At 69.6% G+C, this 22,228-nt stretch carries 20 protein-coding genes; 7 read left to right on the forward strand and 13 right to left on the reverse strand.

Annotated elements, in window-relative coordinates; all coding sequences use genetic code 11:
* Positions 1–3: 3 nt before the first annotated feature.
* Both GC203_RS16385 and hflK read right to left on the reverse strand, forming a co-directional pair.
* On the reverse strand, positions 4–894 hold the full coding sequence (locus GC203_RS16385) for a protease modulator HflC (protein ID WP_293456682.1): 891 nt from the start codon (positions 892–894) through the stop codon (positions 4–6).
* On the reverse strand, positions 891–2,063 hold the full coding sequence (gene hflK / locus GC203_RS16390) for an FtsH protease activity modulator HflK (protein ID WP_293456685.1): 1,173 nt from the start codon (positions 2,061–2,063) through the stop codon (positions 891–893). Before hflK ends, GC203_RS16385 begins: the two co-directional genes overlap by 4 nt.
* A 127-nt stretch (positions 2,064–2,190) precedes the next feature.
* Here hflK and GC203_RS16395 point away from each other — a divergent pair, with 127 nt between their 5' ends.
* A complete protein-coding gene (locus GC203_RS16395) occupies positions 2,191–3,336 on the forward strand; it encodes an Mrp/NBP35 family ATP-binding protein (RefSeq protein ID WP_293456688.1) in 1,146 nt (381 codons plus the stop codon).
* A gap of 8 nt (positions 3,337–3,344) precedes the next feature.
* Here GC203_RS16395 and GC203_RS16400 read toward each other — a convergent pair whose 3' ends face one another.
* The 7 genes from GC203_RS16400 to GC203_RS16430 form a co-directional block, all read right to left on the reverse strand.
* The gene (locus tag GC203_RS16400) at positions 3,345–4,763 is read right to left on the reverse strand and encodes an MFS transporter (protein WP_293456691.1); all 1,419 of its coding nucleotides are present in this window, start codon (positions 4,761–4,763) and stop codon (positions 3,345–3,347) included.
* 117 nt (positions 4,764–4,880) lie between these two features.
* A complete protein-coding gene (locus GC203_RS16405) occupies positions 4,881–6,311 on the reverse strand; it encodes an MFS transporter (RefSeq protein WP_293456694.1) in 1,431 nt (476 codons plus the stop codon).
* A 58-nt stretch (positions 6,312–6,369) separates the two neighbouring features.
* Positions 6,370–7,755, reverse strand: coding sequence for an MFS transporter (locus GC203_RS16410; protein ID WP_293456697.1), 1,386 nt, complete (start codon positions 7,753–7,755; stop codon positions 6,370–6,372).
* Positions 7,756–7,952: 197 nt separating this feature from the next.
* Positions 7,953–8,858, reverse strand: a complete 906-nt coding sequence (locus tag GC203_RS16415) for an SDR family NAD(P)-dependent oxidoreductase (RefSeq protein WP_293456699.1) — start codon at positions 8,856–8,858, stop codon at positions 7,953–7,955.
* Between the two features lie 152 nt (positions 8,859–9,010).
* Positions 9,011–9,982 (reverse strand): HlyD family efflux transporter periplasmic adaptor subunit, encoded by a 972-nt coding sequence (locus tag GC203_RS16420; protein ID WP_293456701.1) that lies wholly within the window; start codon positions 9,980–9,982, stop codon positions 9,011–9,013.
* Between the two features lie 5 nt (positions 9,983–9,987).
* Entirely contained in the window at positions 9,988–10,749 is a 762-nt protein-coding gene (locus GC203_RS16425; RefSeq protein ID WP_293456704.1) for an ABC transporter ATP-binding protein, read from the reverse strand.
* Positions 10,746–11,888 (reverse strand): ABC transporter permease, encoded by a 1,143-nt coding sequence (locus GC203_RS16430; RefSeq protein ID WP_293456706.1) that lies wholly within the window; start codon positions 11,886–11,888, stop codon positions 10,746–10,748. The genes GC203_RS16425 and GC203_RS16430 overlap by 4 nt, the downstream gene beginning before the upstream one ends.
* A gap of 249 nt (positions 11,889–12,137) precedes the next feature.
* Here GC203_RS16430 and GC203_RS16435 point away from each other — a divergent pair, with 249 nt between their 5' ends.
* The gene (locus GC203_RS16435) at positions 12,138–12,959 is read left to right on the forward strand and encodes a thioesterase family protein (protein ID WP_293456708.1); all 822 of its coding nucleotides are present in this window, start codon (positions 12,138–12,140) and stop codon (positions 12,957–12,959) included.
* 10 nt (positions 12,960–12,969) lie between these two features.
* On the opposite strand, the gene GC203_RS16440 is transcribed toward GC203_RS16435, so the two are convergent.
* From GC203_RS16440 to GC203_RS16450, 3 genes are read right to left on the reverse strand one after another with little or no spacing between them, the layout of a single operon-like run.
* Positions 12,970–13,872, reverse strand: a complete 903-nt coding sequence (locus tag GC203_RS16440) for a hypothetical protein (RefSeq protein ID WP_293456711.1) — start codon at positions 13,870–13,872, stop codon at positions 12,970–12,972.
* Entirely contained in the window at positions 13,869–14,783 is a 915-nt protein-coding gene (locus GC203_RS16445; protein WP_293456714.1) for a hypothetical protein, read from the reverse strand. Before GC203_RS16445 ends, GC203_RS16440 begins: the two co-directional genes overlap by 4 nt.
* A gap of 2 nt (positions 14,784–14,785) precedes the next feature.
* On the reverse strand, positions 14,786–15,967 hold the full coding sequence (locus tag GC203_RS16450; RefSeq protein ID WP_293456716.1) for a glycosyltransferase: 1,182 nt from the start codon (positions 15,965–15,967) through the stop codon (positions 14,786–14,788).
* Positions 15,968–16,166: 199 nt separating this feature from the next.
* Between GC203_RS16450 and GC203_RS16455 the strand changes: the two genes are divergently transcribed.
* The 5 genes from GC203_RS16455 (at position 16,167) to GC203_RS16475 (ending at position 21,613) form a co-directional block, all read left to right on the forward strand.
* Positions 16,167–17,432 (forward strand): glycosyltransferase family 1 protein, encoded by a 1,266-nt coding sequence (locus GC203_RS16455; protein ID WP_293456719.1) that lies wholly within the window; start codon positions 16,167–16,169, stop codon positions 17,430–17,432.
* Entirely contained in the window at positions 17,429–18,718 is a 1,290-nt protein-coding gene (locus GC203_RS16460; RefSeq protein WP_293456721.1) for an LptF/LptG family permease, read from the forward strand. Before GC203_RS16455 ends, GC203_RS16460 begins: the two co-directional genes overlap by 4 nt.
* Before the next feature lie 101 nt (positions 18,719–18,819).
* The gene (locus GC203_RS16465; RefSeq protein WP_293456723.1) at positions 18,820–20,103 is read left to right on the forward strand and encodes a nucleoside transporter C-terminal domain-containing protein; all 1,284 of its coding nucleotides are present in this window, start codon (positions 18,820–18,822) and stop codon (positions 20,101–20,103) included.
* 62 nt (positions 20,104–20,165) lie between these two features.
* On the forward strand, positions 20,166–20,801 hold the full coding sequence (locus tag GC203_RS16470; protein WP_293456725.1) for a glutathione S-transferase family protein: 636 nt from the start codon (positions 20,166–20,168) through the stop codon (positions 20,799–20,801).
* On the forward strand, positions 20,801–21,613 hold the full coding sequence (locus GC203_RS16475) for a hypothetical protein (protein WP_293456727.1): 813 nt from the start codon (positions 20,801–20,803) through the stop codon (positions 21,611–21,613). Before GC203_RS16470 ends, GC203_RS16475 begins: the two co-directional genes overlap by 1 nt.
* Here GC203_RS16475 and wrbA read toward each other — a convergent pair.
* Positions 21,610–22,224 carry an NAD(P)H:quinone oxidoreductase gene (gene wrbA, locus GC203_RS16480; RefSeq protein ID WP_293456729.1) on the reverse strand — a complete coding sequence of 205 codons (615 nt, stop codon included), beginning with the start codon at positions 22,222–22,224 and terminating at the stop codon, positions 21,610–21,612. The genes GC203_RS16475 and wrbA overlap by 4 nt on opposite strands.
* Positions 22,225–22,228 lie beyond the last annotated feature (4 nt).

Here is a 22,228-nt window from a genome sequence, read left to right on the forward strand (position 1 = left end):
GCCTCAGCGGGCGGCGGGGCCGCGCTCGAAGTACTTGAAGAAGGCGCTGTCGGGCGACAGCACCAGCGTCGTCTCGCCGTCGGCGAAGCTGCCTTCATAGGCCTGCATCGAGCGGTAGAAGGCCGCGAAAGAGGGATCCTTGCCGAAGCTCTGCGCGAAGATGCGGGTGCGCTGGGCGTCGCCTTCGCCCATGGTCTGGCCGGCCTGTTCGCGCGCGGTGGCCAGAGTGACGGTCACCTCCTTGTCGGCCTCGGCGATCTTCTGGCGCTTGGCCTGCTCGCCGATGGCGCGGATGCGCGCGGCCTCCTGCTGGCGCGAGGTGGCCATGCGGCGGAAGACCGACTCGCGGTTGAAGGCCGGCAGATCGACGCGGCGGATGCGCAGGTCGATCACCTGGATGCCCATGCGAGATTCCTTCGCCCGCTGGGACACGGTCGCCTGGGCCTGCTGCATCAGTTCGGCCCGCCGGCCCGAGATGATATCGGACTGGGTCGCCGTACCCAGCACCTGTCGCAGCGACGAGCTGACCAGCCGTTCGATACGGTCCTCGGCGAGCTGCGGGCTGCGCAGGGTGGTGTAGAACTGCAGCGGGTCCGAGATCCGGTAGCGGATGAAACCGTCGACCAGAAGCCGTTCCTGCCGCGCGCCGATGATCTCTTCCTGGGCGATCTCGAGGGCGATGTTGCGCCGGTCCAGCTTGAGGACCTGCTGCATGAACGGGATCTTCGCGTGCAGCCCCGCCTCGTTCTTGCCGGGCGGATTGATCACGTACTGCGGATCGCCGAAGGCGACGATGATGGCTTCCTCGCGCTGATCGACGATGAAGAGGGTGTTGAGCGCCAGCACGGCCACGACGACCACGCCAACGATCCAGGCGACCAGACGCGCGTTCATTGGCTGGCCTTGGCTTGGGGTTGGGGAGTTGGCGCGCTGACCTGCGGCTGGATCGCCGGGGCCGAAGTCGATGCCGAGCCCTTGGGCCGGAACACGTCCGGCGGCAGGATGATGGGGGCCGTGGCGCCCTTGGCGTCGATCACCACCTTGTTCGTGCGCTGCAGGATCCGCTGCATGCTCTCGATGTAGAGCCGGTCGCGGGTGACGCCCGGCGCGCGCTTGTATTCGGCGTAGAGCTGGTTGAACCGCGCCGTCTCGCCGGTGGCCTCGCGGACCGCCTGCTCGCGATAGGCCTCGGCCGCCTGGATGATGCGCGAAGCGTCGCCCTTGGCCTCGTTGACCACGCGATTGGCGTAGGTGTCGGCCTCGTTCTTGTAGGAGTCGGCGTCCTGCACGGCGTTGTTCACCTCGCGGAAGTCGCCGGCGACTTCCTGGGGCGGATCGGCCGAACGGATCTGGACCTCGACGATGCTGATGCCGGTGTTCCAGGAATCCAGCGTCTTCTGCATCAGCTCGGCCGTCCGCTGCTGGACCTGTCCGCGCTCGGTGGAGATCAGCGGCTGCAGCGGAATCTTGCCCACCACCTCGCGCATCGCGCTCTCCGCGACGTCCTTCACCGCCAGCTTCGGATCGCGCACGGAGAAGAGGTACTTGCTGGGATCGGAAATCCGCCAGGTGACGCTGAAGTCCAGATCGACGATCTGCTCGTCGCCGGTCAGCATCAGGCTTTCGGCCGGCGCCTCGTTGTCGCCGTTGGAGCCCACGTCGGTGCGGTTCAGCGTGGTCACCGCCACCTTCTCGACGCGCTCGACCGGGAACGGGACGTGGTAGCGCAGGCCAGGGGTCTCCGAGCGCGAGTAGGCCCCGAAGGTGGTGACCACCGCCTGCTCGTTGGGCTGGACGATGTAGAAGCCAGACAGCGCCCAGAGGCCGAACGCGCCGCCCAGGATGGCGAACAGCACGCTGGGCTTCATGCCGCCCGGGCCGCCCATCAGCTCGCGGAGGCGCTGGATCAGGCGCTCGACGTTGACGTTGAAGTCGGGTCCGCCCCCACGACCGGGGCCACGCGGGCCGCCGCCTTGCGGCCGCCGCGGCGGATCGCGTCTGTCTCCGTCTCCCCCGGAGGGTGAGCCCCAAGGCCCGGGGTTGGCGTTGTCATTCCAGGGCATCGACCGGTTCGCGTCGTCCTTGCTTCACGTCTTCAGCTTCGATCCATAAAGCCCCGGGCGGGCTTGTAAACAGATGCTGGGGGCCGGATATGAGGTCCCACCTTAGGCGACACAAGACGAAAGCGGCATGAGCGAACCGGCGGGTCCGGACCGGACGGCGATCCTTCAGGCCCTCGACGGGGTCGTCGACCCGAGGTCCGGCAAGGGCCTGACCAGCGCCGGCATGGTGCGGGGCCTGGTCCTGCGCGACGGCCGCGCGGCCTTCATGCTGGAGGTGGCCCCGGCCGACGCCGACCTCTACCGCCCGGTCCGCGACCAGGCCGAGGCGGTGCTGGCCGACATGCCCGGCGTCGAGATGGCCCAGGTGGTGTTGACCACCGAGATCCAGGCGCCGACGCCCAGCCCGGGCTTCCAGGTCTCGCCGCGCCGTCCGCTGCCGGGCGAGACACCGCCGGCCCGGCGGGCGCGCATCGCCGAGGATCCCCAGGCCCGCCTCCATCCGATGGTCGAGGCGGTGAAGCCGGCCCACGTGACCAAGGTCATCGCCGTGGCCAGCGGCAAGGGCGGCGTCGGCAAGTCGACCGTCTCGGTCAATCTGGCCGCGGCCCTGGCCCGGATGGGCAAGCGCGTGGGCCTGCTGGACGCCGACATCTATGGCCCCTCGGCGCCCACGATGCTGGGCGTGGACGGCGATCCGACCTTCGACGCGGACAAGCGTCTCAACCCGATGGAGGCCTGGGGCGTGAAGGTCATGTCCATCGGCTTCATCGTGGAGCCTGGCACGGCCAACATCTGGCGCGGCCCGATGGCGTCCTCCGCGCTGCGCAGCCTCATGAACTCCAACTGGGGGACGGCGGACGAGCCGCTCGACGTGCTGGTCATCGATCTGCCGCCCGGCACCGGCGACATCCAGCTCACCCTGGTCCAGAAGCTGGTGATCGACGGGGTGATCATCGTCTCCACGCCGCAGGAGATCGCCCTGATCGACGCGCGGCGCGCGGCGGCCATGTTCGACAAGACGGGCGCGCCGATCCTGGGCGTCGTCGAGAACATGGCCTATTTCGTCGACAGCTCCGGCGCGAAGGCGCCGATCTTCGGGACCGGCGGGGCGCGGGCCGAGGCCGAGCGCCTGGGCGTGCCGCTGCTGGCCGAAATCCCGATCGAGGTGGCGTTGCGCGAGGCATGCGACCAGGGCCGGCCGCTGGCCGCCACCGACGCCGACAGCGCCGCGGCCCGGGCCTTCGTCGAACTGGCCGGCAAGGTGGCGGGCTAGCGGCCCCGTCAGCGCGCCGGGGCGACGCCCTCCACGGGCCCGGTCAGGCTTTCCTCGGCGGCGGCGACGTCCTTCTCCACCAGCGCCTCCAGCTGGCTGCGGATCTCGGCGTGGCGCTCGGCCGTCAGGCTGTAGCCGATGAGGCAAAGTCCGCCCACGACCACCAGGATCACGGGGGCGAAGAGGTAGCACATCTCCAGGCCCCAGATGGCGTGCTCGGTGTTCACCGCTCCATCCTTGGCGTTGTACCCGACGTAGGCGAGGATTGGATAGACGATCGAGACGGTGATCGAGGTGCCGAACTTCTGGGTCATGGTCACCAGGGCGAACAGCACGCCAGACCGCTCCCGCCCCGTTTCGAGCCGCAGCTCGTCGGCCACGTCGGCCACCATCGCCCGGATCAGCAGCACGAAGGCGCTGGCCGCGAAGCCCACGGCGAACATGCCCAACGCCGTCAGCCAGAAGTTGCCGGCGGGCATGGCCATCAGGAGCGACTGGGTGATGGCATAGACCACGCAGGCCACCTGAATGGTGCGGTGCTTCCCCAGCTTACGGGCCACGTGGCCCCAGGCCGGCGCGCCGACCACGCCCGCAAGCAGGTAGAAGATCAGCAGTTCCGGGACCTCGGTCAGGGTGAACTTCTTCGCGTCGTGGAAGAAGAAGACATACATCGGCGCCGTCGTGCCCGGGCCGAGCGTGAGAAACAGGTCGGCCAGGATCAGCCGGAACATGGACGGCTTGGTCACCACCGCCGCGTAGTCCTTGAACGACAGCTTCTCCTTGTGGGCCACCGGCGGGGCGCGCTCGGGCGCCAGCATCACCGCCAGCGGGATCGTCACGGCGGAGATCGCGATGATGATCCAGCCGATGGTCGGCATGCCCTCGGACCGGGCGGGGTTGATCGCGCCGCCGGTCAGGAAGGGCAGGGCGTTGATGGCCACATTGCCGGCCAGGGCGATGCCCATCATCCAGCCGAAGATGCGCGACCGCTCGTTGTAGTTCGCCGTCAGCGTGCCGGCCCAGGCGGCATGGCCCAGCACCAGCAGCGAATAGGCCACGTAGAGCAGCATGTACCAGACGACCAGGTACGAGATGCCGGCGTCGTCGGGCGGGTTGAACACCTTGAACACCGTGAACGCCAGGACCGGCAGGCCCAGCAGGTACCAGGGCCGGTAGCGGCCGAACGGTGTCTTGGTCTTGTCCATGGCCATGCCGATGGCCAGGTCGATGCCGATGTCCACCAGGCGGATGCCCGCGATGGCCGCGCCGAGCTCCAGCAGGCCGATGCCCAGGTGGCCGGCGTAGAAGCGGGGCAGGTAGACGCCCATGATCCCGATCAGCAGATAACCGGGGATGGCCCCGCTCGAGAACGCGAGCAGGCGCGGGAACGACAATCGATCCGCGTGCGTGGCGGTGGCGGTGGTCAAGCGGGCGTCTCCCATATCTCAGGTCGCCCTCTGGCGGAGCGTGGACTGCAGCAGAAGCCTCCGTTCCCCGCGTTACAAGAATATTTCGAAGCCAAGGTACGGCGTTACGCGGCCCGATCAGGCGGTGCGGGGCACATGCGGCGCGGCCGGTTCGCCCGCCGGGCCGCCGCCGATGGCGGCCGCCGCCTCGAGCTCGGCGTCGCGTTCCTCGAGCAGGCGACGGGTCTCGGCGGCCCGCTCGGCGGTCAGCCTGTAGCCGATGAAGCACGCCGCCCCGAGCGCCAGGAAGAAGGTGGGGCCGGCCAGGAAGGCGAACGTCAGGCCGCGGATCGCCTCGGGCGTGTTCGCCTGGCCCAGGTCGGGATGGTAGCCCAGGCTCGCCAGGAACGGATAGGTGATGGCCGGCCCCGCGGCGCCGGCGATCTTGCTGGTGGAGGTGGTGAGGGAGAAGAGCAGGCCGCTGCGTTCCTTGCCCTGGGTCAGGCGGATGTCGTCCGAGACGTCGGCCACCATCGCCCGGATCATCACGACGAAGCCCGCGCCCACGAACCCGGTGACGAAATTGATCGGGATGTTGGCCAGCACATTGCCTTTCGGCGCCCAGATCAGGGCGATGAGCGCGGCGGAATAGACCAGGCACGAGACCATGGCCGTGCGGTGCTTACCGATGCGCGTCGCCAGCCAGGCCATGGTGGGCGCGCCGAACAGGCCGGCCACGATGTAGACGCCCAGGAGCTGGTTGGCCTCGGCGGTGGTGAAGTGCATGCGGTCGCGCGAGAAGAACAGGAACAGCGCCGCCATCCAGCCCGGTCCCAGCACGAGGCACAGGTCCGCCAGCAGGATGCGGCGCATGGCCGGATGCAGGATGAGTTCGGCGTAGTCGCGCAGGCGGAAGCGCTGGCCGTGCGATTCCGGCGCGATCCGCTCGGGCGTCCCCCAGACGACGATGGCCACGCACAGCGGGGTCAGCCCGATGATGTACCAGATCATGGCGCGCACGCCTTCGGCGTCGGTCTTGCCCATGCCCGACATCAGGATCGGCACGGCGAGCACGCCCAGAGACCCGATCACGCCGGCGCCGGTCATCACGCCGAACAGGCGCGACCGCTCGTCGTAGGTGCGCGCCAGCGTCGAGGCCCACGCCGCGTGGCTCAGGATGAGGATCGACATGCCCAGGTACATCACCAGCAGCCAGACGATCAGATAGCCGCGGCCGACGCCCTGTTCCGCCTCCATCAGCATGTAGAGGCCCAGTATCAGCAGCGGTCCGCCGATCAGGGTCCAGAGCCGGTAGCGGCCCAGCCGCGTGCGGGTGCGGTCCATCGCCAGGCCCAGCGCCGGCTCGATCGGGATGTCGATGAAACGGCAGATGGCGAACACCGCGCCCACGGCCACCAGGGGCACGCCGACGCTGGAGGCGAAATAGGCCGGCAGGTGGATGGAGATCGCCAGCACCACCGCCGACAGCGGCAGGCTCGTGGCCGAGAAGGCCAGCATGCGCCCGATGGAAAGGGGCGCGCCCGCCGCGCCGGTTCCGCTTTGGGTCAAGGCTTCCTCCTTCGCGCCGGGGCCTCTGCCGGGCCCTCGGCGATGGTCGACAGTCAGGTCATGTGGTTCGCGGCGCCGTTGCGAAGTCGGTCTCGCCGGTCAGGCTTTCCAGCGCCGCGGCAGGATCGTTCATCGCCGCGTCGCGCTTCTCGAGCTCGGTGCGGATCTCCGCGTGGCGCTCGGCGGTCAGGCGGTAGCCGACGAAACACGCCCCGGCGATCATCACGAAGACGATGGGCCCGATGATGTAGGCCAACTCCAGCCCCTGGATCTGGGCCGGGCCGTTCGCGGCGCCTTCCCTGGCCTCGTAGCCGACGGCGGCCAGGACGTTGAAGGTCAGGAAGATCGAGCCCGCCGAGGCCAGTTTCGAGGTGGCGTTGGTCATGGCGTACATCAGGCCCATCCACTCGCGGCCGGTCTCCAGGCGGATCTCGTCGGCGATGTCGGCGGTGATCGCGCGGATCATCACACCGAAGCCGGCGGCCATGCCGCCGACCAGGAACATCAGTGGGGCGAAGAGCAGGAAATCGCCCCTCGGCAGGAAGGGCAGGGCGATCAGGCCCAGCGAGTAGGCCGTGGTGTTGGCGATCAGGGCGCGGTGCTTGCTGAGCTTGTTGCCGAGCCAGGCGGTGAACGGCGCGCCCACGAAGCCGGCGCCGATGTAGATGGCCAGCAGGATGTTCGCCTGGGCGATGGTGAAGCCGCGGCTGTCGGTGAAGTAGAAGAGATAGAGGGCGGCCATCCAGCCCGGGCCGAGGGTGACGAACAGGTCGGCCAGCAGCAGGCGGATCACGTTGCCGCGCGTCAGCAGCAGCATGTAGTCGCGCAGCTTGAAGTGCACCGTGTGGTCGCGGGCCACGGTCTCCCGCGTGGTCGACAGCGCCAGCAGCACGGTGATCGGCACGCCACCGATGATGAACCACATCATGGCCTGCACGCCCTCGGCGTCGGTCGCGCCGAACATGGTGGTCATGACCACGGGAATCAGCAGCACGCCCATGGCGCCGACCACGCCCATGGCCATGATCGCGCCGAACACCTTGGAACGCTGCTCGTAGGTGGGGGCGAGGCGGCCCGCCCAGGCGAGCTGGGACAGGTAGACGCACGAATAGCCGATGTACATCACCAGCAGCCAGCCGAGCAGATAGCCCTCGCCGACGTCCTGCGGCGAGCGCATCAGCATGAAGAGGGCGAACATCAGCAGCGGCGCGCCGAGGGCCATCCAGACGCGATAGCGGCCGAACCGCGTGCGGGTCCGGTCCATGCCGACGCCGATGACGGTGTCGATCGGGATGTCGACGAAGCGGACCAGGGCGAAGGCCCCGCCCACGGCCGCCAGCGACAGGCCCAGGTGGCTGGCGAAATAGCGCGGAAGATGGACCGCGACGGCCAGGATCAGGGCGGAGATCGGAATGTAGGCGCTGGCGAAGGCCAAGGCGTTCAACGGGGAGAGGGCGCCGTTCGGCCCGGCCTTACCAACGTTCGACGCCAACGTCCTGATCCTCCGAGCGCGCCTCTCGAAGGGCGCTGCGCGCAATCGTAGGCGCCTCCGCTAGGGAAGGAGCAAGCGGAATTGGATTACAAAATCGAAACGGGCGGCCGTCGGGCCGCCCGTCCAAGCTTCGCAGTGAGCGGCTGTATTCAGCCGCCTTGCATCTTGCGGAAGAACTTCGCGGTTTGCTCGCCGCCGTTCAGATAGGCCTGCTGGCCGGCCGCGTCGGTGATCTTTTCCCAGTTGTCGCGGACCTTCTCGACCGTGGCCTCATGGCCCAGGTAAACACCCTCGGTCTCGACGATGCGGCTGAGCGCGAAGGCGCCGGCGCCGGCGGTCAGGACCGCGCCCGTCGGCGCGTCCTCCGAGCAGAGGAACACCACGCCCGGCGTCACATATTCCGGCTTGAGCTGCTCCAGCACCTGAGCCGGCATGCCCAGGTTTTCGGTCATCCGCGTGGCGGCCACCGGGCTGATGGCGTTGACGTGGATGTTGTTCTTCTGGCCCTCGAGCTTCAGAGAATTCATGAAGCCGACCAGGCCCAGCTTGGCCGCGCCGTAGTTCGTCTGGCCGAAGTTGCCGTAGAGGCCGGTCGACGACGTCGTGACCACGATCCGCCCGTAGTTCTGCTCGCGCATGATCTCCCAGACGGCCTTGGCGGGCTTCACCGAGCCCATCAGGTGGACGTCGACCACCACCTGGAAGTCGCTCAGCTCCATCTTGGCGAAGCTCTTGTCGCGCAGGATGCCGGCGTTGGCGACCAGGATGTCGATGCGGCCCCAGTGGTCCATGGCGTCCTTGACCATCCGCGCGACGCCGGCGTCGTCGGTGACCGACGAGCCGTTGGCGATGGCCTCGCCGCCCAGGGCCTTGATCTCCTCGACGACCTTGTGGGCGGCTTCCGAGCCGCCGCCCGAGCCATCGACCGAGCCGCCGAGGTCGTTGACCACGACCTTGGCGCCGCGCCGCGCCAGCTCCAGCGCGTGCTGGCGGCCCAGGCCTCCGCCCGCGCCGGTCACGATCGCCACTTTGCCATCGAAGCGGATGTCCGCCATCAGGATCCCCTTTGGAACAGGTATTCGAATGCGGCCCGCCTTGTGAGGGCCGCTGGGGATCGCGTCAAGCCGACGCAGGAGAAGGCGGCGTCGAGGGAGGTCGACCTCCCCGGGGCGGAACTGGGAACCCCGAAGAGGCCTCCTCAGCCCGGTCAGCCGATTGGGGCGGCGGCTGCCTGGGCCTGTTGCTGGCCGCGTTCGAACTTCACCAGCACGCGCTGGCCGATGAGGAACGGCGCATGGGAGGAGTCGACCACCACCTCGACCACGCGGTCGTCGGTCTTCTCGTTCGGATCATCGGATTGCAGCTTGCGGGCGCCGAACACCGCGGCGCGGCGCAGCACCTTGCCAGGATAGATCTTGGTGGGGTCGCTCTCCGGCGACATCTGCACCGTCTGGCCGATCTTCACGAAGGGCAGGGAGCCCTCGGCGATCTCGGCGCGGACGATGCGGCCGGTGTGAGGTTCAAGGTCGAACATGTTCGAAACGTTCAGCGTCGAGGCGCCGGCGCCCGGGTTGGCGTATCGCCGGATGACCCGGCCGTCGGCCGGCGCGCGGATGATCGACAGCTCCTGGTCGTAGCGCGCTTCGTTGAAGGCCGCCTCGGCGGTCGCCACCGTGGCCTTCTGGGCCAGGATGCGCGCCTCGGCCTCGCGCACGGCGTCGCGCGCCTGGTCCAGCTTCTGGGCGGCCACGAAGTTCGACGGAGCCAGGCCCTCCAGCCGCTTCAGTTCGCGCTGGGCGGCGGAGAGTTGCACCTGCAGCAGGGCCAGGGCGGCGCGCGCCTGGCGCACCTCGGCGTCGGCCCGCTGCGAGGCGAGCCGGGGCTCGTCGTCCTCCAGCCGGGCCAGCACCTGGCCCTTCACCACATCGTCGCCTTCCTGGACCAGGACGTCGCGGATCACGCCGGCGCGCCGGGCGGCGACCTGGATGATCCCGCCTTCCACGTCGGCCTTGCCGTTGGCGATGGCGGTGTACGGGCTGGGCTTCACCTGCGCGGCGGCCTTGGCCTCCTCGGCCTTCTTGGCCTTGGCCTGGCTCTGCATGAAGAGGCCGCCGCCGACGACCATGGCCACGAGCACGAGGCCGATCCAGACGAAGCGGTGGCGAAGGAAGGCGAACATGGTCTTCAGGCTCCCAGGAGCGCGGGTTGTCGGTGGTGCTGAGGATCGACGCCGGAGGGCGTCGGCGCGCCCTCGACGCGCCGGTCATCCAGGATCTGGCCGTCCTCGAGGTGGATGACCCGGTCGGCGAAGGCCTCCAGGCGGATGTCGTGGGTGACGCAGATGACCGCTGCGCCGTGGCTCTTGGCGGCGCGTTGCAGCAACTTGATCACCACCAGGCCGTTCTCGCCGTCGAGCGCGCTGGTGGGTTCGTCGGCGAACACCAGCCGCGGGTCCTTGGCCAGGGCGCGGGCGATGGCCACCCGCTGCTTCTCGCCGCCCGACAGTTCGGAGGGGCGCTGGTTGAGCTTGTGCTCCAGACCCACCTCCATCAGGGCGGTGGCGGCCTTCTCGCGCGCCACCTTCTTCGGATGGCCCTGGTGCTTCAGGATGATCTCCACCTGCTGCAGCGCGGTCAGGGCCGAGAACAGGTTGAAGCCCTGGAAGATGAAGCCGCAGTGGTCGAGGCGGAACTTGTCGAGCTTGCCCGAGCGCATGCCCCAGATTTCGCTGTCCAGGGCGCGCACCTTGCCCTCGTCGGGCTTCAGCAGTCCCGACAGCGAGGCCACCAAGGTCGACTTGCCCGAGCCGGACGGGCCCATGACCATGGTCACCTCGCCATGGTTGGCGTCGAAGTCGACGCGCTTCAGCACCTCGATGTGCGTGCGCCCGGTCTTGAAGCGCTTGTAGACCCCGTTCGCCTGGATGGCGGTCTGTTTCGTGCTCATCGCAGCAGGTCCGCGGGTTGGCTCTTCTTCAGGATGCCCAGGGCCAGCAGGCCCGAGGCGCCCGAGATCACGAGCAGGAGGATGGAGACGCCGATGACCCACGGCGCAGGGAAGCCCATGGGCAGGCCGCCGCGAGTCGCCAGCAGATAGACACCGCCCGTGAACAGGGCCGTCGTCACCAGGCCGACGATCCCGACCCAGAACGACAGCTCCATCACGATCAGCCGCAGCGAGCCCATCGACACGCCCAGGGCGCGCAGCGAGGCGAACTCCTTGATCGACGACAGGATCGCCCCGCGCAGGGTCTGCGAGGTGATGCCCACGCCGATGAGAAAGCCCAGGAAGACCGAGAAGCCCAGGAAGATCCCGATGATCTGCTCCTGCATGATCGCGCCCTGGTTGGCTTCGGCCAGTTCGCTGCGGGTCCAGGCGCGGTAGCGCCCGTCGGCGGTGCGGTTGAGCTGGTCGCGCACGATATCCGCGCGCGCCGGGTCCTTGATGCGCACCATCAGCGGGCCGGTCTTGCCGCCCTGGGTCAGCTTGCCCATCAGGCGCAGCGAGTCCCGGCTCATGGTCACCGAGGCGTTGTTGATGTCGGGATAGCCGTGCAGGATCGCCCGGACGTGCACGGTCTTGCCGCTGATCGAGGCGTCGTCCCCCAGCTTCACGCCCAGCCGGCCGAGCTGGCTCTCGTCGATCGCCACGGCGTAGGGCTCCATGAGCGCCATGCGCACGTCGTCGGTGAAGTCGGTCGGCAGGTTCACCGCGCCCGCGCGCGTGTCGACCATGTTGATGTTGATGTAGGTGGTGACGGCCTTGGCGCCGTTCTTGGGGTGGTTCACCCACCGGCCGCCGTCGTTGTCCATCGAAGCGACTTCGACGACTTCGGGGTTCATGTAGATCTGCGGCTGCAACCGTTCGGGCAGCGCGCCGCCGCCCGAATTGATCAGGCTCTCCATCTTGGCCGGCAGGATCATGATATCGGCGCGGCTGCGATCGATCGTGGCGGTCGCGCCCTTCACGATGCCGGTGAACATGCCCACCTGGGCCAGGATCAGCAGGCCGGAAAACGCCAGCGCGACGACCGCCGCCGTGTAGCGGCGCCACTCGTAGAGCAATGTGGCCAACGCCAGTGACATTGTGATCTTCAGCCCTCACCTTCGAGCGCTGGGTGTCGCCTTCGGGGCCCGACCGAACCAGTTAAATCCCCGTAACGCGGGGTTGTGTGCCGGGCGTCCAAAGGCGTGCGAGGCGCTCACTTCCGAGAGGCGCCGAAGGCGCCGGGCGGATGCGGAGCGCCCTATTAAACCTTCGTAATCTCGGCCTCGGGACAGCGTTCAACCGCGCAGGGGCTTTCGTCACGCTGCGGTGGCTGGGTATCAGGGGCCATGAGCGAGACCGACACCCACGCCATGACCCTCACCGCCATCGGGCCCGGACGGTGGATCACGACCGCCGGACCCGAGTGGCGCAACCCGGGCGGCGGTCTTTGGGGCGGCTATGCGATCGGGCTGTGCGTGCGTGTGCTGGAGGCTGAACCCGAGGCGGTCGGAGAGGCGTTGTCCCTGACGCTGACCTATGCCGCCGGCCTGCCCGCGGGCGATCTCGACATCCGCACGCGGCGCCTGCGCCAGGGTGGCTCGATCGGCGTGTGGGAGGTCGAGCTGCGGCCGGCCGGCTCGGAGGAGGTAGGCGTCCACGCGATGGTGACGATGGCGCGGCGTCCCAGGACGCCCGAGTTCGTCTTCGCCACCATGCCTGGCGCGCCCGCCCCGGAAACCCTGCCCAGCCCGCCCATGCCCGAGGGCATGCAGCATTTCGGCGCCCAGGTGCTGGAGCGGCGCACGCTCGATGGCTTCCCGCCCACGCCGACGGGGGATTCCCGCTCGCTCGCCTGGGTGCGCTCGCGGCGCGGGCCGTTGGACAAGGCGCTGCTGGGGATGATCACCGACAACTCGGCCCCGCGCGCGATGTACGCGCTCGCCAACGTCATGACGACGACCCTGTCGCTGACGGTCTACCTGCACGCCACCGTCGAGGAGATCGCCGAGGTGGGCGACGACTTCATCCTCGTCGAGTGCGAGGGTCGGGTCGGCGGCGGCGGCGCCTCGGACGAGCGTTCCAGCTATTGGCGGCGCGACGGCAAGCTGCTGGCCACGAGTGAACAACTCGCCTGGTATCGCGAGCTCCGCCGCGAGCCGCCGGAGTAGGCGCGGGCGGTCACGCCGCCTGGCCATCCCCCGACCGCCGCGACCCGAGGCGCGCGGCCAGGGCGCTCAAGCTTCGGTCGATCCGCTTGACGTCGAACAGGGTGACGTCGCCACAGCCGGAGAGGGTGTGGAGCCCATTGCGATAGGGCCCGGCCGACGGCGGCCGAAGCGGCGGGCCCGCCCGGGCTTCGAAACGGTCGATGGTCAGCTCGAGGATTTCCAGCAGGCGGATCGCGCCGCCGTAGGTGCGCGTGCAATCCTGGACGGGGAGCCGGAGACGGCCATCGAGCATGAACGGTGTCCCGCCCGGGCGGCTCGACGCGAGGTCGACGCGCACGGGGTTCCCAGGATGAGGACGCCACGGACCCAGAAGCCCCTCGGCGAACGCCAGGTGCAGGCGTCCCTGCTTCCAGCGCTGGGGGCCGTCGGGCGAATAGGCCAGCCACCACAGCCCGCCATGACGGAACGGCGTGGCGTCGATGGCCGGGGTGTCGAGCCGCAGGCGCGCCGCCGGCTCCCAGATTCGCGGGAAGTCGGCCGCCCTATAGAGCGTCAGGCCGCCCGAGCGGTGGGCCTCGGGCAGCATCCACATCTCGCCCTCGGCCGCGAAGACCTGCGGATACGACAGGTGCCAGGGCTCGCTTAGCACCGTCACGGGCGGTGACGGCCGCAATTCGCCGTCCAGCTCCATCCACTGGATTACGCCGCGGCGGGTCCGGTAGTCGTATGCTTCGACGAAGAGCTGGAGACGCCCGTCGCGCCAGACGCCGAACGGATCGGCCAGGAAGGTTGCGTTCGGCGTTTCAGCCAGCCAGTGAACCTTAGCTTCCGCCAGGCCGCCGTGGCGGGCGATGGCCTCGATTGGCGTCTCCGCCACGCCGACCCGCCAGATGTCGAAGCCCGGAATCTTCACGACGCCTTGCCCCGCGCCGCGCGCAGCAGGCTGAGGCCGCCCAATGCGCTCAACACGGCGAGATGCGCGGCGAGCCAGGCCAGGGCCAGGCTGGCCACCAGCAGCGCGGCTGGGGATTTCGCGCCGGCGAGCAGCAGCACCAGATTGCCGAACACCAGCTCCTTGTTGGTGACGAAGGGCGTGCGCGAGACGACCATCCGCAGGGTCAGAAGCTGGATCCAGGACTCTAGCGACAGGTCAGGCAGAGCCAGGCGCCACAGCAACAGTGTCAGGCCGGTGAAGACGGCCAGCCGCGCGGCGTGAACCGCGCCGACGAAAACCAGCGTCGCCGCCGGAAGCGAAAAGACCCGCCGACCAAAAGCCACCACGCAGAGTGACAGTGCGGTCAGGCCCAGCCCGAACCAGAGTGCAGGCCCCAGGTGCTGCGACAGATTGAGGGCGCCGAGCCGCGGCGCGGCGTAGGCCAGGAGACCGAGGGTCAGGAGATTGCCGCCCAGGGCCGAGAGGATGCTGACGTCCTTGACGGCGCCGAACGGAGCCGTCGCCATCGCCGGCCGATCGCGCGCCCAGAGGTAGAGATAGAGCTCGCCGCCGTAGCCCAGAACAGCCTCGTTGATGGCCGTCTTGCGCAGCAGGGCCTCGAATGCGCCGAGCGGCAGGTTCCAGAGCCGCCGAAAGATCACGAAGTCGGCGACCGGCTGCACGAAGTAGCTGAGACCGAACACCAGCCAGGCCGCCGCCGGGAGGGCCGCGAGCATCGCCACCGCCTCGCGGCTGGCGTCCTTGAGCTGCAGGAGGATCGCCGCGAGCAGTCCGACCGAGAGCAGGCCGGTCAACACGCCCCGCCACGGCCGCGAAGCGCTGGCCGTCGTCGACGGCGAATCCGCCGCTGTGGTCTCGGCGGCGGTCATGCTCAGGCGACGAAGCGGGCGGCCTCGCGGCGCGCGCCGGCGAGTTCGGCGTAGTCGGCGAACAGGTCCTGGAAGTGCTGATGGTCGCCACGGACCCGGCTGGCGAGGTGGCGCGCTGCGTCCCGCGTCGCCGGAAGCCGGGCGTGGAGCCGCTGGAGCGCCGCCGCCGCCGCCGCCGCGTCGCCGGCGCGATACACCTCCGAGGCGGCCGGATGCGCCAGGGCCGAGCATCCGCCGCGGTCCGGGACGACCAGGGGCGCGCCCGACGCGGCCGCTTCGGCGGCCACGAGCCCGAACGTCTCCGACTCGCCCCCGTGAACGAGAGCGTCGGCGCTGGCCAGGATCGCCGCCAGGCGGGGGCGGTCGTGGATGGGCGCCATCAGGCGGACGCGCGCGTGGCCGGCCGCGGCGCGCGCCACGGCGGCGCGATCCAGGCCGTCGCCGATCAGCACCAGGCCCAAGGGCGCGTCCTGACCCGCCCGTAGCGCCGCGGCGATCACCATCGGCCAGCGCTTCTCGGGATGAAACCGCCCGACGCCGACGAGGAGCGTCGCCGTCTCGGGCAGCGCGCATTCCCGCAGAAGCTCCGCGCGCAGGGCCGGATCATGCCGCGACGGCGAGAAGAGGCCGAGGTCGACGCCGAGGGGGATCGAGCGGACCCCCTCGATCCCGTTGGCGGCCAGCCGTCCGGCGAGCCAGTCGCCGCCCACCACCAGTCGGTCGAAGCGGCCGGTGAGCCGGCGCAGATACGACCAGTAGCCGGCGAAGAGGCGATCCACCTGCGCCGGCCCGGCGATCGGCGCGAGCCATCTCTGGGGATAGGACGCCACGGGGTCGGCGTGGACGAACAGCGCCCGGGGCGCCGATCCGGGCCACGCGCCGGCGATCCACGCGCCGCGCCAGGGCGAGGAGGCCTCCACCAGGTCGGGCTGGAGCGCGTCGAGCTGGCGGAACACCGGCTCGGACCGCCAGAACATGTGGTAGTTCGCATCCATCGGCAGCCGCGGCGAAGCGATCCACACCACGCCGCCGGAGGCCCGGCTCTCGAAGCGGTCCTCCGGCCCGGGGGCCAGCACGAACAGCTCGTGGCCGATCGCCGCGGCGGCCTGGAATTTCCGATCGATATAGCTGCGAACGCCGCCCCCGGTCGGCGAATAGAACTCGGCGACTTCGGCTATGCGCATGTCACCGCCCGATAGGCCGCCATCATGAACCTTTCATACGCGGAGGCCACGCTTCCGACTCGGCGGCTCCGTCCAAGTGAGACGCCGCCGAGGCGTCATCTCCGCACCGGCGTGGGAATTTTCTGCGGTGGTCGCCGGCCGGTGGCGTCAAAGGGGTGAAGCCGCCGGCCCTGGGGGGGCGTGCGCGACTGAGGCCAGGATGTATCTGCCGAATTTTCCGGACGGGAGGCCGCGCCCACTTCGTGTCGCGCTCTTCTCGGGCAACTACAACTACACGCTGGACGGGGCGAACAAGTCGCTCAACCGGCTCGTGGCGCATCTCCAGGCGACGCTAGGCGCCAGGGTCCGCGTCTACTCCCCGACGACGGCGCGGCCCGCATTCCCGCCGGCCGGCGAACTCGTCTCGGCGCCTTCGGTGGCGATCCCGCTGCGGCCCGATTACCGCTTCGCCCTGGGGCTGACGCCACGCCTGCGGCGCGACGTCGAGGCCTTCGAGCCGGACATCATCCACCTGTCGGCCCCGGATCTGCTGGGCCTGGGCGCGCAGCGCCTGGGGCGTCGGCTGGGGCTGCCGGTGGTGGCGAGCGTGCATACGCTGTTCGAAACCTATCTCGACTACTACGCCCTGGGGCGCCTGAAGCCTTATCTGCAGCGGCGTCTCCAGGCGTTCTACCAGGGGTGCGACTATGTGCTGGCGCCGACGCCGGCCATGGCCGACGAACTCCGCCTTCAGGTGATGCCCGCCCGAGTGCGGACCTGGAGCCGTGGCGTCGACGGCGCCCTGTTCAACCCGGCGCGGCGAGACTTGGCATGGCGGCGAAGCCAGGGTTTCGATGACGCGCGCCCCGTGATCGTCTTCCTCGGACGTCTGGTGCTGGAGAAGGGACTGGCGGTGTTCGCCGAAGCGATCGCCCGCCTGGAGGCGGCCTCGGGTCCCGCCCAGGTGCTGGTCATCGGCGAAGGCCCTGCCGGCGCATGGTTCCGCGAGCGGCTGCCCAGGGCCGTGTTCACGGGCCACCTCGCGGGCGAAGCGCTGGCGGCCGCGGTGGCGAGCGGGGACATCCTGCTCAATCCGAGCTGCACCGAGACGTTCGGCAACGTGAACCTCGAGGCCATGGCCAGCGGGCTCGCCGTGGTCTGCGCCGACGCGCTCAACACGCGCGCGCTGTTCACGCCGGGCCGCACCGGGCTCCTCTGCCCCGCCGCCGACGCCGAAGCCTTCTCGCGGGCTCTGGAGACGCTCGTCGCCGACCCCGCCTTGCGCGGACGGTTGGCCGCCGCGGCGTTCGACCAGGCCTCGGCCTATCGCTGGTCGGACATCCTCGATCAGGTGGTGGCCGTCTACGCGGAAGCGCTCGGCCTGGCGGGCCTTTCGCCGGTCGCGCCGCCGCCGCCTTCGAGCGCGCAGCCCGCATACAGCCCCGTGCCGGCGCCTGGCTCCAGCGCCGAGACGGAGGCCGCTTGATCCGCCCGGCGAGAGGCCGGGGACCCCGCCGTCTCCTGCCCGGAACGATCGATCGTTACGTCCTGGCGCGCGCCATGGGGCCCATGGCGGCGGCGATCGGCAGCACCATGGTGGCTTTCCTCATGGAACGCCTGCTGCGGTCGTTCGATCTCCTGGCGCAGAGCAGCCACGGCCTGGAGTTCCTGAGCCGGTTGATGATCGACCTGGCGCCTCACTACCTGGGGCTGATCCTGCCGGGCGGCTTCTTCATCGGCCTGTTCGTGGTGATCAACCGGCTGAACCAGAGCTCGGAGATCGACGCCATCCTCGCCAGCGGCGTTTCGCTCGGCCGGATCGTGGCGCCGCTGGTGGCGCTGGGCGTCGTGCTGATGATGTTCAGCCTGGCGCTCTATGGCTTCGTCCAGCCCTATAGCCGCTACGCCTACCACGCGGTGCTCCACGCCGCGGAGAACGACGGCTGGAACGGCGAGGTCCGTCCGCGGGCGCTGGTGGCCCCATCGCCAAACCTGGCGTTCACCGCCGACAACGCCGATCCGGCGGGCCGCGTGCTCACCGGCGTCTTCATCCGCAGGGTCGCCGCCGACGGCAGGGTGGATGTCATCACGGCGGCCAAGGCGACCTTGGCGCGAAGCCGCGACGGGCGCGAGGTGACACTGACGCTGGTGGACGGACGCGAACTGATGACGCCGCCCGCCGGGCCCTCCCAACTGCTCAGCTTCGAGCAGCTGACCGAGCGGCTGCCGCTGGCGCCGACCGCGAAGCTCATGCGCGACCGCGGCGGCGAGGAGAGCGAACTGACGCTGATCGAGCTCTTTCAGCAAGCGACCGGCAAGGCCTCGCCGCTGCTCCCCCGCGAGGCGCTGTTCGCGGAGTTCTACTCCCGCATCGCGCGGGCGATCACCCTGCCGCTGCTTCCGCTGCTGGCCGCCGCGTTCGGCCTGGCTGCAAAGCGGTCGGGCTCTGCGCCGGCCATGGCGGTGGGCGGGATCCTGTTGTTCGCCTTCCTGGCCGCCTTGATCCTCGGCCAGGGCCTGGCGGCGACGGGCGCCCTGCCGGCGGCCCTTGCCGAGGGCGCGCCGACCGTGCTGTTCGCCGCCGCCTGCGTCGGCACGTTCGTCCTCAGCCGCGCGCGGCCGGGGCAGAACCCGATCAACGAGCTCACCGAACGCATCGCCGGCGCGATCACGGTGCTGATCCGGTCGCCGACGACTGACCCGTCCAAGCCTGCGGCCAGATCCGGCGCAAGGTCGGCGACGAGCGAACGCGTGCGCGTCGGCGGCTCTTAGCCCGCGCGCATCCGATTGCGCATGCTGCGCCTTGCGCTCTGCGTCCAGTTGCGCACTTCATGGCCTCTTGGCCGCGGAGTCGGCGGCGCATCGGGGGATGCATGTTCAGTCTGGAAAACGCCCAGAGCCTCGTCGGCGTCGCGTTCGTGCTGCTGGTCTGCTGGGCGGTCTCGGAGAACCGCAGACGGTTTCCGTGGAAGCTGGCGATCGGCGCGGTGACGGTCCAGGGCCTGCTGGTGCTGGCGCTGTTCGGCCTGCCGGCGGTGCGCTCGGCCCTGCTCGGCGTGGGCGTCGCGGTCGACGGGCTCGCTTCCTCGACCCAGGCCGGCGTGGCCTTCGTGTTCGGCTTCCTGGCCGGCACGCCCGACCAGCCGTACCCGCTGACCAACGGGGGGGCGCTCTTCGTCTTCGCCTTCCGCGTGCTGCCGGTGATCCTGGTGGTCTGCGCGCTGGCCGCGCTGCTCTGGCACTGGCGCATCCTGGTCTGGATCACCCGGGCGTTCGGGGTGGTCTTCGAGCGCACCATGGGCCTGCGCGGCCCGCCGGCCCTGGCCACCGCCGCCACCGTCTTCATGGGCCAGGTGGAAGGCCCGATCTTCATCCGCAGCTACCTGCCCAGCCTGTCGCGCTCCGAGCTGTTCATGCTGATCGCGGTGGGCATGTCGTGCGTCTCCGGCTCGACCATGGTGGCCTACGCCACGATCCTGAAGGACGTGCTGCCCAACGCCGCGGCCCACGTGCTGACGGCCTCGATCATCTCGGCGCCGGCCGGGGTTCTGCTGGCCCGGATCATCATCCCGCGCGACGACGCCATCGAAGAGGCCCAGACCTACGATCCGGCCGCCGCGAAGAAGTACGACAGCTCGATCGACGCCCTGATCCGCGGCACCACCGACGGCCTGCAGATCGTGCTGAACGTGGGCGCCACCCTGATCGTCTTCGTGGCGCTGGTGGCGATGCTGAACAAGATCCTCGGCGTCTTCCCCGACGTGGCCGGCGCGCCGCTTTCGGTCGAGCGCGGCCTGGGCGTGATCTTCGCCCCCGTCGCCTGGGCCATCGGCGTGCCGTGGAAGGATGCGCCGACTGCAGGCTCGCTGCTGGGCGTGAAGCTGGTGCTCACCGAGTTCACCGCCTTCATCAGGATGGGCGCCATTCCGGTCGACGCGATGGATCCTCGGTCGCGCGTGTTGATGACCTATGCGCTGTGCGGCTTCGCCAACGTCGCCTCGGTCGGCATCAACCTCGCCGGCTTCTCGGTGCTGGCGCCCGAACGCCGCAACGAGATCGTCGGCATGGTCTGGAAAGCGATGATGGCGGGCTTCCTCGCGACCTGCCTGACGGCGTCGGTGGTGGGGCTCCTGCCGGCGGGCCTTTTCAAGGTCTGATCGGCCTTGCATGACGGCGCGGGATGGCGCCTAGGCTTCCCGGGTTTGAGGGAGGTCCGCCGATGAAGGTCTACGTCACCCCGCTCGCGCCGAATCCGCGCCGGGTCAGCTGGTTCCTGGCCGAGAAGGGGATCGACGACGTCGAGGTCGTGACCCTCAATCTCATGCAGGGCGAGCACAAGACGCCGGAATATCTGGCCAAGGCCGGCCTGGCGAACGTGCCGATGCTGGAGCTGGACGACGGGACCTGCATCACCGAGTCGCTCGCCATCTGCCGGTACCTCGAGAGCCGCTATCCCGAACCCAATCTGTTCGGACGCACGCCGGAGGAGACCGCGGTCATCGAGATGTGGACGCGCCGCGGCGAGATGCTGGTGGCCACGCCGATGATGATGGGCGTGCGTCACACCCACCCGGCGATGGGCGCCCTGGAACAGCAGGTCCCGGTCATCGGCGAGCACAACCTCGGGGCCGCCACGCGCGCGCTCAAGGTGCTGGACCGGCGGCTGGGCGAGACGGCGTGGCTCGCGGGCGACCGCTTCACGATCGCCGACCTCGTCACCTTCATCGGCATCGATTTCGGCCGGATGATCAAGTTCCAGGTCCCGGGCGAACTGGCCAGCGTCGCGCGCTGGGCCGAGGCCATGCGGGCCCGGCCGGCGGCCAAGGCGGGCATGCCCCAGAAGGCGCCGGCCTGATGGATCGACGCTCCCTGCTGGCCGCCGGCTTCGCGCTTGCGGCCAGTCCGGCTCTCGCGCTCGATCCGGGAACGGCTTCGGGAAGCTACGTCCACCACGACGTCACGCTGAAGTTCGACCACGCCGTCGCCCTGATCCTCGATAACGCCGAGGGCTTCCGGGAACACCCGACGACGCTCCGCCTGCTGGTGGCCGACCGCGAGCCGCCGGCCTCCGACCTGATGGGTCTCGCGTTCCCGCCGGTCTGGGCCAAGGGCAAGGCCGGCGAGATCCACGGCTTGCTGATCGAGCTGGACCCGGCCGACCTGACCAGCCTCACGGCCACGATCCTCTTGCCGCCGGAGGAGGAGGGCTACTCGCTCACCACCCTGTCGCTGTCGCACAGCGACGGCCTCTGGGACCGGCTGGAGGTGGGCGACACCCGCGTGAGCGGCAAGCTCAAGGCCGACGCGGTCGACGACTTCACCCTGGAGTTCAGCGCGCCGCTGTTCACCGACAAGGTGACCGCCGACCTGAAAGGGCCCGCGGCCCAGAGTTCCGAGGTCGTACAGATCCTGCTGGCCCGCGCCCAGGCTTTGGGGCGCGGCGACATGGCCGCCGCCGCGGCGCTGTCGACGGCCCAGGCGGCGAAGAACGCGGAGTCCCTGCCGCCGGAGTTCCTCAAGCAGGCCAAGGCGATGAGCGCCCAGATGACCAAACAGCTCAAGTCGGCCAAGCGCGTGGTGATCCGCGAACAGACCGCCGCCGTGATGCTCGGCCCCGGCGAATGGTCCAGCCTCGTGCGTGAAGGCGGCGTCTGGAAGGCCGACTAGCCCTCGATCTGGCGGCAGAGCTTCGAGGCGGTTTCGGCCACAAGGCGACCCTGGAAGCGCGCGCCCTCCAGTTCGTTGTGTGAGGGCCGCCGCTGGCCATCGCCGCCGGCTATGGTGGTGGCTCCGTAGGGACTGCCGCCTGTGATCTCGTCCAGGGTCATCTGGCCCTTCCAGGCATAGGGCAGGCCGACGACGATCAGGCCCAGATGCATGAGGTTGCCGACCATGGACATCAGCGTGGTCTCCTGACCTCCATGCTGAGTGGCGGTCGAGGCGAACGCCGAGCCGAGCTTGCCGTTGAGCGCGCCCTTGGACCAAAGGCCGCCGGTCTGGTCGAGGAACGCGGCCATCTGGCTGGCCATGCGACCGTATCGTGTGCCGCAGCCGAGGACGATGGCGTCGTAGCCGGGCAGGTCGTCTACCTCGGCGACAGGCGCGGGCTGGTCGAGCTTGAAGCCGGACTTCCTCGCGAGATCCTCGGGCACGGTTTCGGGGACACGCTTGATGTCCACCTCGGCGCCGTCCACCGAGCGCGCGCCCTCCGCGACCGCCTGCGCCATCGCCTCCACGTGGCCGTAGGCGGAATGGTAGAGGACGAGAATGCGGGTCATCGGG

The sequence above is a fragment of the Phenylobacterium sp. genome (assembly GCF_016124325.1).
Taxonomy (GTDB): domain Bacteria; phylum Pseudomonadota; class Alphaproteobacteria; order Caulobacterales; family Caulobacteraceae; genus Phenylobacterium.

Bases quoted from the DNA above. Each gene is read 5' to 3' on its own strand.
- GC203_RS16385 (WP_293456682.1), bottom strand. From the start codon at position 894: ATGAACGCGCGTCTGGTCGCCTGGATCGTTGGCGTGGTCGTCGTGGCC.
- hflK (WP_293456685.1), bottom strand. From the start codon at position 2,063: ATGCCCTGGAATGACAACGCCAACCCCGGGCCTTGGGGCTCACCCTCC.
- GC203_RS16395 (WP_293456688.1), top strand. From the start codon at position 2,191: ATGAGCGAACCGGCGGGTCCGGACCGGACGGCGATCCTTCAGGCCCTC.
- GC203_RS16415 (WP_293456699.1), bottom strand. From the start codon at position 8,858: ATGGCGGACATCCGCTTCGATGGCAAAGTGGCGATCGTGACCGGCGCG.
- GC203_RS16420 (WP_293456701.1), bottom strand. From the start codon at position 9,982: ATGTTCGCCTTCCTTCGCCACCGCTTCGTCTGGATCGGCCTCGTGCTC.
- GC203_RS16425 (WP_293456704.1), bottom strand. From the start codon at position 10,749: ATGAGCACGAAACAGACCGCCATCCAGGCGAACGGGGTCTACAAGCGC.
- GC203_RS16430 (WP_293456706.1), bottom strand. From the start codon at position 11,888: ATGTCACTGGCGTTGGCCACATTGCTCTACGAGTGGCGCCGCTACACG.
- GC203_RS16435 (WP_293456708.1), top strand. From the start codon at position 12,138: ATGAGCGAGACCGACACCCACGCCATGACCCTCACCGCCATCGGGCCC.
- GC203_RS16445 (WP_293456714.1), bottom strand. From the start codon at position 14,783: ATGACCGCCGCCGAGACCACAGCGGCGGATTCGCCGTCGACGACGGCC.
- GC203_RS16450 (WP_293456716.1), bottom strand. From the start codon at position 15,967: ATGCGCATAGCCGAAGTCGCCGAGTTCTATTCGCCGACCGGGGGCGGC.
- GC203_RS16455 (WP_293456719.1), top strand. From the start codon at position 16,167: ATGTATCTGCCGAATTTTCCGGACGGGAGGCCGCGCCCACTTCGTGTC.
- GC203_RS16465 (WP_293456723.1), top strand. From the start codon at position 18,820: ATGTTCAGTCTGGAAAACGCCCAGAGCCTCGTCGGCGTCGCGTTCGTG.
- GC203_RS16470 (WP_293456725.1), top strand. From the start codon at position 20,166: ATGAAGGTCTACGTCACCCCGCTCGCGCCGAATCCGCGCCGGGTCAGC.
- GC203_RS16475 (WP_293456727.1), top strand. From the start codon at position 20,801: ATGGATCGACGCTCCCTGCTGGCCGCCGGCTTCGCGCTTGCGGCCAGT.
- wrbA (WP_293456729.1), bottom strand. From the start codon at position 22,224: ATGACCCGCATTCTCGTCCTCTACCATTCCGCCTACGGCCACGTGGAG.